11 protein-coding genes and 1 other annotated feature are annotated in these 14,112 nt (G+C 40.9%); of the genes, 2 read left to right on the plus strand and 9 right to left on the minus strand.

All coding sequences use genetic code 11. From position 1 onward, the window contains the following. Window positions 1-124: 124 nt before the first annotated feature. The 6 genes from ABES02_RS19640 to zapA all read right to left on the minus strand — a co-directional run bounded on the left by ABES02_RS19640 (window position 125) and on the right by zapA (window position 7,466). The gene (locus tag ABES02_RS19640; RefSeq protein ID WP_430138651.1) at window positions 125-1,828 is read right to left on the minus strand and encodes an AMP-binding protein; all 1,704 of its coding nucleotides are present in this window, start codon (window positions 1,826-1,828) and stop codon (window positions 125-127) included. A gap of 235 nt (window positions 1,829-2,063) precedes the next feature. After that, window positions 2,064-2,471, minus strand: coding sequence for a DUF350 domain-containing protein (locus ABES02_RS19645; RefSeq protein ID WP_430138654.1), 408 nt, complete (start codon window positions 2,469-2,471; stop codon window positions 2,064-2,066). An 18-nt stretch (window positions 2,472-2,489) separates the two neighbouring features. Continuing rightward, entirely contained in the window at window positions 2,490-4,847 is a 2,358-nt protein-coding gene (locus ABES02_RS19650; protein WP_430138656.1) for an endonuclease MutS2, read from the minus strand. A gap of 18 nt (window positions 4,848-4,865) precedes the next feature. Beyond that, window positions 4,866-6,581, minus strand: a complete 1,716-nt coding sequence (gene polX, locus ABES02_RS19655; protein ID WP_430138658.1) for a DNA polymerase/3'-5' exonuclease PolX — start codon at window positions 6,579-6,581, stop codon at window positions 4,866-4,868. 94 nt (window positions 6,582-6,675) lie between these two features. Next, window positions 6,676-7,200 carry a CvpA family protein gene (locus tag ABES02_RS19660; RefSeq protein WP_430138660.1) on the minus strand — a complete coding sequence of 175 codons (525 nt, stop codon included), beginning with the start codon at window positions 7,198-7,200 and terminating at the stop codon, window positions 6,676-6,678. Window positions 7,201-7,205: 5 nt separating this feature from the next. After that, on the minus strand, window positions 7,206-7,466 hold the full coding sequence (gene zapA, locus ABES02_RS19665; RefSeq protein ID WP_430138663.1) for a cell division protein ZapA: 261 nt from the start codon (window positions 7,464-7,466) through the stop codon (window positions 7,206-7,208). Between the two features lie 113 nt (window positions 7,467-7,579). On the opposite strand from zapA, the gene rnhC reads away from it, so the two are divergent. Then, window positions 7,580-8,524, plus strand: coding sequence for a ribonuclease HIII (rnhC, locus tag ABES02_RS19670; RefSeq protein WP_430138666.1), 945 nt, complete (start codon window positions 7,580-7,582; stop codon window positions 8,522-8,524). Between the two features lie 46 nt (window positions 8,525-8,570). Then, the gene (locus ABES02_RS19675; RefSeq protein WP_430138669.1) at window positions 8,571-8,873 is read left to right on the plus strand and encodes a 4a-hydroxytetrahydrobiopterin dehydratase; all 303 of its coding nucleotides are present in this window, start codon (window positions 8,571-8,573) and stop codon (window positions 8,871-8,873) included. A 317-nt stretch (window positions 8,874-9,190) separates the two neighbouring features. On the opposite strand, the gene pheT is transcribed toward ABES02_RS19675, so the two are convergent. The 3 genes from pheT to ABES02_RS19690 all read right to left on the minus strand — a co-directional run bounded on the left by pheT (window position 9,191) and on the right by ABES02_RS19690 (window position 14,024). Next, the gene (gene pheT, locus ABES02_RS19680; protein ID WP_430138671.1) at window positions 9,191-11,605 is read right to left on the minus strand and encodes a phenylalanine--tRNA ligase subunit beta; all 2,415 of its coding nucleotides are present in this window, start codon (window positions 11,603-11,605) and stop codon (window positions 9,191-9,193) included. Window positions 11,606-11,661: 56 nt separating this feature from the next. Next, a complete protein-coding gene (gene pheS, locus ABES02_RS19685) occupies window positions 11,662-12,699 on the minus strand; it encodes a phenylalanine--tRNA ligase subunit alpha (RefSeq protein ID WP_430138674.1) in 1,038 nt (345 codons plus the stop codon). Window positions 12,700-12,970: 271 nt separating this feature from the next. Further along, window positions 12,971-13,213 (minus strand) — a binding site (T-box leader). Between the two features lie 61 nt (window positions 13,214-13,274). Next, window positions 13,275-14,024, minus strand: coding sequence for a TrmH family RNA methyltransferase (locus ABES02_RS19690; RefSeq protein WP_430138677.1), 750 nt, complete (start codon window positions 14,022-14,024; stop codon window positions 13,275-13,277). Between the last annotated feature and the right edge of the window lie 88 nt (window positions 14,025-14,112).

The raw sequence follows: 14,112 nt of genomic DNA on the forward strand, positions 1-14,112 counted from the left end.
AGAAAAATATGAATGAATCATCATTCATATTTCCATAATAGATTTTATATTTTGTTCTGTCAAGGAATCTATAGTAATTTTTAGACAAGCCTTTTTTTACAAAAAAAATAATGAAAGATTGCTGCTAGGCGTGTTTTTGGCCTTCTTCTATTTTTTGTTTTTCTTCTTCGACAAGCATTCTTCTTAGAATTTTTCCAACTGCTGATTTCGGCAATTCTTTCCTAAATTCGTACAGCCTTGGCGCTTTATAGGCCGCTAAAAATTTTCTTGCGAATTGGTTCATTTCTTCAGGTGTAGCTGTTGAGCCTTCTTTTAAAACAATATAAGCCTTAACGGTTTCTCCGCGATACTGATCAGGGATTCCTGCTGCGACAGCTTCGAGTACATCGGGATGTTCATACAACACCTCTTCGATCTCACGAGGATAAATATTAAAGCCGCCTGCAATAATCATATCCTTTTTACGATCCACTATATAAAAATAGCCTTGTTCGTCCATATAACCGAGGTCACCTGTATAGAGCCAGCCATCCTTCAAGACTTCGGCTGTTTCTTCAGGACGATTCCAGTATCCCTTCATGATTTGCGGCCCTTTGATGACGATTTCACCAATTTCCTTTACTGGCACCGGTTCGCCGGTATCAGTGGAAAGAATTTTTGCATCTGTATCAGGATAAGGGACACCTATACTTCCTTTTATTCTCTCTACATCCCACAAGAAGTTGGAGTGGGTAACTGGGGATGCTTCCGATAAACCATATCCTTCAACCAGCTTTCCTCCAGTAATCTTCTCGAAATTTTCCTGTACTTCAAGTGGAAGTGGAGCAGAACCGCTGATACACGCATCAATGGAGGATAAATCATATTTTTTCAAATCAGGATGGTTTAATAAGCCAATATAAATCGTCGGTGCACCTGGGAAAAGAGTTGGGCGTGTTTTTTGAATTGTTTTTAACGTTGTCAGTGCATCAAATTTAGGAAGTAAAATCAATTTACACCCCATTTTAATCGATAACAGCATACATACCGTCATCCCATAGACATGAAAAAAAGGAACAATAGCCAGAACACGTTCTTCTCCGGGCTTACACTTGTATATCCACTTCTCGCTCATGGTTGTATTGGAGATTAAATTTTTATGGGTTAGCATGACGCCCTTAGGTGAACCTGTGGTACCACCTGTATATTGTAATAAAGCAAGGTCCTCTTCTAGATTGACCTCATTGTCAATGAGTTTATGAGGCTTCCTTTTTATAATTTCTGAAAATCGATGGGTACTTCCTTCATGCTTTACTTTTACAACAATCCCATATTGTTTTTTCTGAATGAAAGGATAGACTAGATTTTTTGGAAAAGGAAGGTAGTCTTTAATAGCGGTTACAATAATATGCTGTAATTCAGTCTGCGGCTTTACTTTAGACACACGCGGGTAGAGGATATCTAGGGTGATGATTGCTGTTGTTCCGGAGTCATTCATTTGATATTCAAGCTCTCGTTCTGTATATAATGGGTTGGTTTGAACGACTATTCCACCAGATATTAATATACCAAAATAACAAATGACCGCTTGTGGTGTATTTGGCAGCATGATGGCTACGCGGTCACCTTTTTTTATTCCAAGGCATTCTTGCAGGTATCCGGCAAAATACAGAGCCTCATTATAAAGCTGTTTATAAGTCATTTCTTTTCCCATAAAATGAACGGCAATCTTGTCAGGATACTGCTTGGCTGCATTTATCAAATATGTTTGTACTGGTTCTGAGGAGTATTCAATACTGGAAGGAATTTCTTTTGGATAAATTTCCAACCATGGTTTGGACTCCAACATAATTAACCCCCTTTTTGAAAAAATATTTGAAAATTTTCTGATTTCTTATTCTATTATAATACAGTCCTTCACAATTAACAATTGAAGGTAGGTCAAAAAAAATCATCGCTGAATCTTATTCAGCGATGATTTTTTATGAAGCGAAAAATACCATATACACAATGCCGATTAGCAAAAACAAGCCGCATAATCCTAGAAGTATCTTAGCTAATTTCTCCACTGGTTCATTCTCCCCTTACGAAATTCCTGCACCAATTACATAGGATAATCCAATTGAGATTACCATTGAAATCAAACCGACTGCCCGATTATCGTGTTGGATTTCGTCGTCAATTTTAAATTTAGGTGTTAAAAATTCAAAGATAAAATAGCCAACTAAAAGAAGTACAAAACCATAAATTCCCCAGCCAACCATGGTGAGTACGGAGGTGTGATGTTCAATCGTGTGGCGAAAAATATTAGCTACCCCAAATATTTTTCCTCCCGTCGCCATAGCCACCGCTATATTCCCCTTTTTAATCTCTTCCCAATTTTTATATTTCGTTACTGCTTCAAAAATGGCTAAAAAGACAACCATACACAAAATGACTACACTATAATAGGCCGCTATTTGAATATACTGGTTTTCCCAAAACTGGTCCATTGCCATTCTCCCCGAACTTTATTTAAATTCAACGACGGTTACTCCTGAACCGCCTTCTCCAGCTTCTCCAAAGCGGATTTTCTTAACAGATCGATGGTTTCTTAAATATTCCTGAACACCTTGCCTTAGAGCCCCCGTACCCTTACCGTGAATAATCGAAACACGCGGATAACTTGCCAGCAGTGCATCATCAATATATTTTTCCACCTTCAGCAGTGCATCCTCATATCTTTCTCCGCGAAGGTCTAATTCTAGTTTAACATGTGATTCTCTGCCTTTAACAATTGCCATCGGTCTTGTTTCAACCTGTTTCGGGGTACCCAAATATTCCATATCTTTTTCTTTAACTTTCATCTTTAAAATGCCAATTTGAACCTGCCATTCGTTGTTCGTCACTTTTTCGACCAAAATCCCTTTTTGATCAAAGGTCAAAACTTTCACTTCATCCCCAGGCGTATAAGAGTGTTTTTTCGTTTTTTTATTGATAAGTTTCTCAGATTTTTTTATCTCAGGAGCAGCTTCCTCCAGTCGCCTTTTTGCATCAATTAATTCATGCTCTTTTATTTCCGCATTCTTTTCTGTTCTCATTTTTCGAAGATCGCGAATAACCTTCTCAGCCTCACTCTTTGCTTCATCCACAATATCTCCAGCTTTTTCGGCTGCTTTCTCAAGCATCGCGTCTTTTTTCTCATAAAACTCCATCATTTGCTTTTGCAAATCTTGATGAAGCTTTTCTGCCTGCTTTAAATAGTCCCGTGCTTCCTGCTGCTCAATTTCGGCCCTCCGTTTGCTTTCTTCCAATGAGGCAATCATTTTATCAATTTGGTTTGTATCCTCACTGACATGAGAGCGGGCAGCCTGGATCACCCTGTCGTTAAGCCCGAGTCGCTTAGAGATTTCAAACGCATTACTTCGTCCAGGTACACCTAACAGGAGTTTATAAGTTGGACTTAAAGTCTCGACATTAAACTCGACGCTAGCGTTAAGGACACCCTCCCGGTTATAGCCATATGCCTTTAATTCCGGATAATGGGTAGTGGCAATGACTCTTGCTCCCCTTCTATGGACTTCATCTAAGATCGAGATGGCGAGGGCAGCCCCTTCCTGCGGGTCTGTTCCTGCTCCTAGCTCGTCAAACAATACAAGGCTATTAAAGTCGACTCTATTTAAGATCTCAACAATATTAACCATATGGGATGAAAACGTACTCAAGCTCTGTTCAATGGACTGTTCGTCGCCAATATCCGCATACACTGCGTCAAAAACGGCAAGCTCAGAGCCATCTTGAGCCGGTACCTGCAAACCTGCTTGTGCCATTAAGGAGCACAAGCCCAGCGTTTTTAAGGTGACCGTTTTACCTCCGGTGTTTGGTCCTGTAATCACGATAGTCGTAAAATCTTTCCCAAGCATGATGTCATTCGCCACCACACCATCGATGGGGATTAGCGGATGTCTCGCTTTATATAAAGCAATTCTTCCCTCATGATTCATGTTTGGCATAGTAGCCTTTATTTTTTTTCCATATCTTGCTTTGGCAAAAATAAAATCTAAATTAGCTAAAATTTTTACGATTACCTGAAGCTCACTTTCCTGCTCCGCGGTTTTAGCGGAAAGCTCGGTCAGAATTCGTTCAATCTCCAGCTGTTCCTTAACGCGGATATCCTGCAGTTGATTATTCAATTGAACAATTACCTGTGGCTCAATAAAAAGTGTTTGGCCTGATGAACTTTGATCATGGATGATCCCGCCATAGTGACCGCGGTATTCTTGTTTTACCGGAATAACAAAGCGGTCATTACGGATGGTAACGATGGCATCAGACAACATTTTTTGTGCATTTGAAGATCGAATCATGCTTTCTAATTTTTCCCGAACCCGTGCTTCATTGGAACGGAGCTGATGTCGTAAGGTACGCAAAAGCTCACTCGCCCCATCTAAAACTTCACCACTTTCATCAATGGCATATTTAATCGCTTGCTCAAGGTTCGTAAGCGGAATGATTCTGTCCACTTGTTCTAATAAAATAGGGATTTCGGTTCTTTCTTCAGCTAATTCCTCAATGAAACGCTTCATTTGCCGGCTGGCATGAATCGTGCTGGCAATCTGCACTAATTCATGCGGGCTTAAAACGCCACCAATAACGGAGCGTTTGATATGGGCACGGATATCATGAATCCCAGATAACGGGACATTTCCTTTAATCCGAAAAACGGTTGCCGCTTCATCCGTTTCAGCCTGAAGCTTGACAACTTCTTCAAAATCAGTAGACGGCACTAAGTGCTTTATTTTCTCTTTCCCAAGTGAAGACGCAGCATGTTCTAATAGCTGCTCTCTCACCTTGGTAAATTCTAATACTTTTAAAACTCTATCTTGCATGAGGTCGAGCCACCTTTTTTATCTATTATGCAAAAATTCAAGTAAGTCATTTTTATCAAGTGCGTTGATGACAGAGGACTTTTTAATCCAGCCCTTCTTCGCTGCCGATACACCGATTTCCATATGCTTTAATGTATCAACCATGTGAGCATCTGTGTTGATGAGGATTTTCACTCCTGCATCCTGGGCTTTTCTTAGGTATTCTGCTGCCAAGTCTAGACGGTTTGGGTTTGCGTTTAATTCTAACGCGGTGTTGGTTTCCTTTGCCAGTTCGATTAACATATCAATATCAACATCGTAACCTTCGCGGCGGCCAATTTTTCTGCCGGTTGGATGGGCAATCAAATCGACATGTGCATTCATTAAAGCCGTTTTAAGGCGCTCCATGATTTTTTCTCTTGGCTGGGAAAAAGCAGAATGGATGGACGCGATAACGAAGTCCATTTCTGCTAATAATTCATCATCATAATCGAGAGTACCATCTGGTAAAATATCCATCTCAACACCGGCAAGAATTAGAAAATCATCATATTTTTCATTTAATTTCCTAACTTCTTCTCTTTGTTTTAATAATCTTTCAGCGGTCAGCCCATTCGCCACTTTTAAATATTGCGAGTGATCAGTGATTGCCATATATTGATAGCCTCTTGCCCGGCAGGCTTCGGCCATTTCTTCAATCGTATGAGCACCATCACTCCAGGTGGAGTGCATATGAAGATCACCTTTAATATCTTCATGCGCAATTAGCTCTTCATTGTGTGAAAAAGTTTCGACTTCTTTTCCTTCTTCTCTTATTTCTGGTGGAATAAAAGGAAGGTCAAAATGCTTGAAAAATTCCTCTTCTGATGAGAATGTGAGGATTTCTCCTGTTTCTACGTTTTCCACACCATATTCGCTTATTTTTTCACCGCGTTCCTTTGCGAGTTGTCTCATCCGGACATTATGTTCTTTAGAACCAGTGAAGTGATGCAAGGTTGTGATAAACTCCTCGGGTTTCACTAAGCGAAAATCGACAGAAATATCATATTCGAATTCAAAAACTAACGATACCTTCGTGTCACCTGCACCAATTACTTCTTTAATAGAAGGCAAGTCTAGTAACTGCTGTCGAACCGTTTCAGGTTGATTGGTTGCGATAATAAAATCTAGGTCCTTTATCGTCTCTCTCATTCGGCGCAGGCTGCCAGCCCTTGAAAAACGAACGATGGCTTGAATTTCAGCAATTCTTGCCTCAATTTGCTCGGCAACCGGGAGCATATAAGCAAGCGGAAGACGCTCTGGTCTTGAGCCAACATTTGCAATCGCACTTAGGATTTTTTCTTCTGTTTTCTTTCCAAATCCCGCGAGCACCTGAACCTTGCCTGCCTCGCAGGCCTCTTTTAAAGCTGTGACATCTTCTATTCCGAGCTCTTGATATAGTTTCGCAATCTTTTTCCCGCCAAGGCCCGGAAGCTGCAATAAAGGAATTAGTCCGGCTGGAACCTCTTCCTTAAGCTCTTTTAATACGGAGGAAGAGCCTTCTTTTATGTATTCATCAATTACTGCGGCTGTACCCTTTCCGATTCCAGAAATCGAGGTAAAGTCTTCAATCTCCGTTAAGCTGCGTTCATCTGTTTCTAATGCATTTGCAGCTTTACGAAAGGCCGAAACCTTAAAAGTGTTTTCTCCTTTTAATTCCATATAAATAGCAATCATTTCTAATAATCGAATGATTTCTTTCTTATTTACTTTCATCAAATCCACCCACCTTGAATACATTTTACCCTTTTTTCACACATAAAGAAAAACTTCTCTGCTACAGAGAAGTTCGTGCTGCAGTCTATTCAATCTACAAGCTCTTTATCTGCTGTGAAAGAATTGGCGTGTGATTTACAATCGTATCCGCCAAAAAGGAGTTGTCCAAATAATTTTGGATAAGTTCCATTGGAATTAAGGCTGCAATATATAATACAATGAAAATAATTAAATAGATTTCTAAGAAGCCTAGTATGCCTCCTGCCCAAACATTTAACTGCCTTAGGATAGGAAGATGGGAAATAAAGTCGAGCATCGAACCAATGATTTGCATGAGGATTTTTACGGCAAAAAAGATAATCACAAATGCGATTGCACGGTAAAAAGCTGTTTCCATATTGCTTGAATCGGTAAGTATTTTTAAAGCTGTCCCTTCACCGCCAAAGTTTGGATAAGGAACCCATAATGTTAGCTTTGGAGCAAGCTCATCGTAGTATAAATATGCGACAATGTATGCAACAATAAATCCAGCTAAATGAACAATCTGCATAATAAAGCCTCTTTTAAGGCCCACAAAAAATCCGATAATAAGAAATAATAAAATGGCTAAATCTAACATAATTCTTAGTCCTTTTCTTTTTGTAGTTCTGCTTGCAGCCGTTCCAGCTCGTCTTTAATTTTAATATAATCATTCACTGCATTGACGGCAGTTAAAACAGCAAGCTTACTTGCGTCTAACAGTGGATTCTTGGAGCTGATTTCGCGCATTTTGTCATCAACTAATGATGCAACATACTTAACATGGCTCGAATTTTCCATACCTACAATAACGTATCGTTGTCCGTAAATATCTACGGTTGTTCGATTTTTTTCTGTATTTGACAACGCTAATGCCTCCATTCAAAGAATCCTACACTATATCATAACACGAACAGATATAAGTGGAAAAGTCAAACCAATTAACAAAGAATATATTTAATAGAAATGTGGTGCTTTTTTTGGGTAATGTTGTAATTATTGCCGGCATGAAAGAAATTTTAGAAATGAAAAACCATTATGGAAATTTCCTTGTTGATAAAACTCCACCTGGAAGTGTGTTTGCGGCAAAAACGCCTGCCTGTATGGTTACTGCCTATAAATCTGGAAAGGTAATGTTCCAGGGGAAAGATAGTGAAAAGGAAGCTGGTCGATGGGGTGGAACCACAGCTACTGCGCCGCCGGCAACTGCGAAAGGTAAACCGTCCGCTGCTAAAGGAGATCTTCCAGCCGGCATTGGAGGGATGTCTGTCATCGGTTCTGATGAAGTAGGCACTGGCGACTTTTTTGGTCCGATTACCGTTGTTGCTGCATATGTAAAAAAGGAACAGATCCCCTTATTAAAAGAGTTAGGCGTTCGGGATTCGAAGGATTTAAACGACGAAAAAATCGTTGAGATCGCTAAGGTGATCAAAGATGTTGTTCCTTTCAGCTTGATAACTCTTAAAAATGAAAAATACAATCAAGTGCAGCAATCAGGCATGTCGCAGGGCAAAATGAAAGCAATCCTACATAATCAGGCTATTTTAAATGTGTTAGGGAAAATTGCCCCATCGAAACCAGAGGCGATACTTATCGACCAATTTGTGCAGGCTAGCACCTATTTTCAGCATGTTAAAGGTCAAAAAGCGATCGCGAAGGAAAACGTATATTTTAGCACGAAAGCGGAAGGAATTCATTTGGCGGTCGCTGCTGCAAGCATTCTTGCCCGATATGCGTTTATTCAATATATCGATAAGCTTAGCGAGGCAGCTGGTTTTAAGATTCCTAAGGGTGCCGGGGCGCAGGTGGATGTTGCTGCTGCTAAACTGATTTTGAATAAAGGCCGTGAAGTTTTACCTTCCTTTGTAAAGCTACATTTTGCAAATACGGATAAAGCGATGGCGATCGTTAATAAAAAGCGATAATTTCTTTTGTTAAAGAATAAATTTTATTGGAGAGAGAGGGGATATTGTGGTGAATAGACTTACTGACGAAGAAATAACTTCAGCTGTTGCCGAGTTAACCGGATGGAAATTGGATGGAAAATTCATTGTGAAAAAATATCGATTTAAGGAGTTTTTAAAAGGTATTGGGTTTGTGAATGAAATTGCACAGCTTTCTGAGGAAAAAAATCATCACCCATTTATTGCGATCGATTATAAATTAGTGACATTGCGGTTAACATCATGGAATGCTGGGGGATTGACGGATCTGGATATCGCGTTAGCGAAAAATTATGATGCAATTTATCAAAATTTTAAAGGGGAATCATGATAAAACACCTCCACGAGTTGGGAGATGTTCTTTCTAATGATGGCCATTTAATTTTGAAGCTGATTTTTCAAATTGGGATCTGCTGATGGGGTATACAGAGGAGGATATTAAAAGAATTGCGAAGTCCGTTAAAACATTGGCTGAAAAACCCAGTGGCACCAATCAGGTAACCCATAGTACAAATTTTTCCTAGTCAATAAAGATGGTGTGGTTGTGAAAGGCTATGACGGCGTAAAGCCGCCTTTTGAAGAGATTATGAAAGCCAACAAAAAAAGAGTATCACTTCAGAAGAATGATACTCTTTTTTGATTGATTTTTTACCCTCTTAAAACTGCACCTGCTTTTTCTTTTAAAGCCTCAAGCACTTGTTCATGTACCTTCGTTACTTCTTCATCTGTCAAAGTACGCTCAGGATCTACATATTTTAATGAGAATGCAATCGACTTCTTGCCTTCTTCCATTTTATCGCCTTCATACAAGTCAAACACCTGAACCTCTTTCAGAAGAGGCGCACCTGCCGTCAGGATAATTTCTTTCAGCGTGCCTGACACAGTTTCTTTGTTTACCACAAGGGCAATGTCTCTTGTGATTGATGGGAAACGTGGAATGGCTTCGTACTGTAATACCGGTGCGTCTGCCTCAAGAACAGCTTTTAATGAAAGTTCGAATACATACGTATCTTTCAAATCGAGATCTTTCTGAACGCTTGGGTGTACTTGGCCAACAAAGCCGATTTTCACACCGTTCAATAAAATTTCTGCTGTACGGCCTGGATGCATGCCTTCCACTTGTGCCTGAACATACCCAACGCGTTCTGCAAGGCCAAGTTTCGCAAACATTCCTTCTAAAATTCCTTTAACAACGAAGAAGTCTACTGCCTTCTTCTCTCCTTGCCAAGAATGGGAATGCCAAAGACCGGTAACCGCTCCAGCTAAATGCTCTTTTTCTTCCGGTAATACATCCGTACCATTCGCTAAGAAAACTGCCCCAGTTTCATATACTGCTAAGCTATCGTTTTGACGGGCACTATTATATTTTAAAACCTCTAATAACTGCGGCAGGATGCTTAAACGAAGGATGCTGCGCTCTTCACTCATTGGCATTGCTAAGCGGATTGTATCACGCTTTTCAATCGCAAATTGACTAGCTTTCTCTTCACTAGTTAAGGAATACGTTACGGCTTGATATAGGCCTGCTCCCTCAAGGTATTGACGCACAATCCGTCGTTTCTTCTGGTAAGCAGATAAGCGGCCAGGAGTTGAAGAACCTATTGGCAATGTTTTGGGAATGTTGTCGTATCCGTATAGACGGGCTACTTCCTCAACAAGATCTTCTTCAATTCTGATATCGCCGCGACGTGTTGGTGCCGTTACTGTAACTAGGTCTCCCTCAATTGAAACCTCAAATTGCAGACGGTCGAAGATTTCCTTTACGTCCTTCATCACAAGGTCTGTTCCAAGTACACGATTGATTTTTTCAAGCGTAATTGAAACAACCGCTGGTTCAACAGTAAGTGTATCAACTTCTGACGTACCTTCTAAAACTTCCCCGCCTGCGTACTTCGCCATTAAGTAAGCGGCACGGTCACCCGCAGCACTAACACGGTTAGGATCGACACCTTTTTCAAAACGGGCGCTTGCTTCACTTCGTAAACCGTGGTCTTTAGATGATTTTCTCACAGCACCCCCGCTGAAGTATGCTGCCTCTAGTAGCACAGTAGTTGTATCTGAAGTAACCTCTGAATTGGCTCCACCCATTACACCTGCTAGAGCAACAGGCTCTACACCGTTGGTAATCACAAGATGTTCGGAAGTTAATGTTCGTTCAACATCGTCAAGAGTAACAAACTTTTCACCATCAACAGCACGACGTACAAGTATTTCTTTTGACCCTAAACGATCATAGTCAAACGCATGAAGCGGCTGGCCGTATTCTAAAAGAATATAGTTCGTAATATCGACCACATTATTATGTGGACGGATTCCCGCTGACATTAAGCGTGTTTGCATCCAAAGCGGTGATGGGCCAATTTTTACATTTTTGATCATTTTTGCTACATATAAAGGGTTATCTTCTTTTGCTTCTACAACAACTTTCACATAGTCAGATGCTTTTTCAGAAGATGCCTGCAGGTCAGTTTCTGGTAACTTTACGTCCCGGCCCAAAATCGCAGCCACTTCATATGCAACACCCAGCATACTTAATGCATCGGCGCGATTAGGAGTTAAGCTTAACTCAAGAACTTCATCATCACGATTTAATTGTGCAAGTGCATCAATACCAACTTCAGTATCCGCAGGGAAAACAAAGATTCCCTCAGAATACTCTTTTGGTACAACCTTACCTTCCATTCCAAGCTCAGTAAGTGAGCAAATCATGCCGTTCGATTCTTCACCGCGAAGTTTCGCCCGTTTAATTTTAAAATTACCTGGAAGCACTGCTCCAACTTTTGCTACCGCAACCTTTTGTCCTTGGGCTACATTCGGCGCTCCGCAAATGATTTGCACAGGCTCTCCTTCACCAACATCAACAAGACATTTGCTTAATTTATCAGCATTTGGGTGCTGTTCACGCTCCACCACATGGCCGACAACAACACCTTTTATGCCGTTGTTAAGGATTTCTACACCCTCAACTTCAATCCCGCTTTTAGTAATTTTTTCAGCTAATTCAGCTGCTGACACTCCAGTTAAATCTACATAATCCTGAAGCCATTTATATGAAACGAACATGTCGTCATCTCCTCCTATTATCTAGCTACAGCGCCTAGGGGCTTCCGCTTTTAGTATTATTCGTGTTTCGAGAATTGCTTTAAGAATCTTACATCGTTTGTATAGAAGTGTCTAATATCATCGACACCATATTTCAACATGGCAATTCGCTCTGGTCCCATCCCGAAGGCAAAGCCAGTGTATTTTTTAGAATCATAGCCCGCCATTTCAAGGACGTTTGGATGAACCATGCCAGCGCCAAGAATCTCTATCCAGCCTGTTTGCTTACATACGCTGCATCCAGAGCCGCCGCAAATTTTACAAGAAATATCCATTTCAACAGATGGCTCTGTGAATGGGAAGAAGCTTGGGCGTAAGCGGATTTCACGGTCCTCACCGAACATTTTCTTCGCAAATACTTCTAAGGTTCCTTTAAGATCGCTCATGCGAATATTTTCGCCGACCACAAGTCCTTCAATTTGCATGAATTGATGTGAGTGTGTCGCATCATCATTATCACGGCGATAAACTTTTCCTGGGCAGATAATTTTTATTGGACCTTTGCCTTGGTGCTTTTCCATTGTCCGTGCTTGAACTGGTGATGTGTGTGTACGCATCAAAATTTCTTCTGTAATATAGAAGGAATCCTGCATGTCTCGGGCTGGGTGGCCTTTCGGTAAATTCAGCGCTTCGAAGTTATAATAGTCCTGTTCCACTTCTGGACCTTCTGCAACCTCGTATCCCATACCGATGAATAAATCTTCAATTTCTTCAATGATTCTAGTCAGCGGGTGGTGGTTTCCAACCTTTACAGGGCGTCCTGGTAGAGTTACGTCAATGCTTTCGGATGCTAGTTTTTCAAGGACTGCTGCTTCCTCTAATCCTTTTTGTTTTGCTTCGATTTTGACCGCAATCGCTTCGCGAACTTCATTCGCAAGTGCTCCCATAACCGGGCGCTCTTCTGCTGAAAGCTTGCCCATTCCGCGCAATACTTCAGTGATAGGACCTTTTTTTCCTAAATAAGCAACACGGATGTCATTCAATTCTTTTAAGTCTGCAGACTGTTCAATTTTCTGAATAGCCTCTTCCTGCAATTCCTTTAAACGTTCTTGCATGTCTTTTCCTCCTTAACATTTTGGAAATATGATAATGGGTCGAATGAGCTTTTTTAAAAAATTGGCTCTGTTAAATTGGCTGTTGATTTCCGCTCCAGGCGCTCAGCAAACCCGCGGGCGTGCCAGGGAGCCTCCTCGGCGCATTAGCGCCTGTGGGGTCTCCCCTGCCCCGTACTCCCGCAGGAGTCGAGCGCCTTCCGCTCCAATCAACAGAGTATAAAAAAACAAAATCGTTTAACAGAGCCAAAAAAATAAAAAAACCCCATCCCTGGAAAGGGACGAGGTTTTGAATTCGCGGTACCACCCTTGTAAACACCATATGTATAACACACTAGTGTTCGCTTCATTCGGATAACGGCATGTGCCGGTGCATCTTTACATTTTATAAAAAATGGTCCCGATGCCGACTCGGGAGGTGAATTCTCTTGTCATTTCCATAAAAGTGCTTTCAGTCACGGCACTTTCTCCCTAAATGAATAACAGGCAAGATACTATTCTCCGTCATTGTCTTTAAAATTATCAACATTGTTAAATATTATATAATAATTTTTCTGGCGTTTCAAACAAGTTTGTAGTTATTTTTTTAAATAGTATAAAAGAATACCGGTAGCAACAGCCACATTGAGTGATTCGCTTTTACCGTAAATCGGAATATAAAGGTTAGCGGTGGTGTTTGCGAGCAGTTCGTTGTTCACTCCGCTGCCTTCGTTCCCGACAATGAGTGCAAAGGATTCATTGGTTGAAGTATCAGTATATGCAGAGGCTCCTTCAAGTGCTGTTCCGAATAAAGGAATATTTTTTTCTTTCAGCTTAGAGGTCCATTCGTGCAGGTCACCTCTGATGATCGGCAGGTGAAAATGGCTTCCCTGTGCCGACCTTAAAACTTTTGAGTTGAAAATATCGACGCTGCCTCGGCCGACGATGACCGCATCAATTCCCGCTGCATCGGCTGTGCGAATCATTGTGCCGAGATTGCCTGGATCCTGAACCGCATCAATGAGCAGGTAAGTTTTTGCATCTAAAGCCCCTTGATCAGGCTGGCGGCACACTGCATAAATTCCTTGTGGTGCTTCCGTCTCCGAAAGTGAATTTGAAATTTCTTCGGTTACAAGGGTAACTGGCGTACCGGCAGTGTCCCAACGCGGCGGCACACCTACTTTTTCGGAAACAATAATTTCTAACACTTGCTCCCCCTGTTTGAGAGCTTCTTCCACTAAATGAAAGCCTTCTACTAAGAATGTACCGGACCGATCCCGCTCTTTTTTCGTTAAAAGCTTTTTCCATTGTTTTACTTTAGGATTATTGACTGATTCAATGTGTTTCAAAACTGGATCTCCTTACTTTATTGATTTTCTCATTATAGCCCAATTAGGATACATAATAAAACCAAAAAATAGAAATGATATTAAAGAA

This window comes from Neobacillus pocheonensis (assembly GCF_050477905.1).
GTDB lineage: Bacteria > Bacillota > Bacilli > Bacillales > Cytobacillaceae > Neobacillus > Neobacillus pocheonensis_A.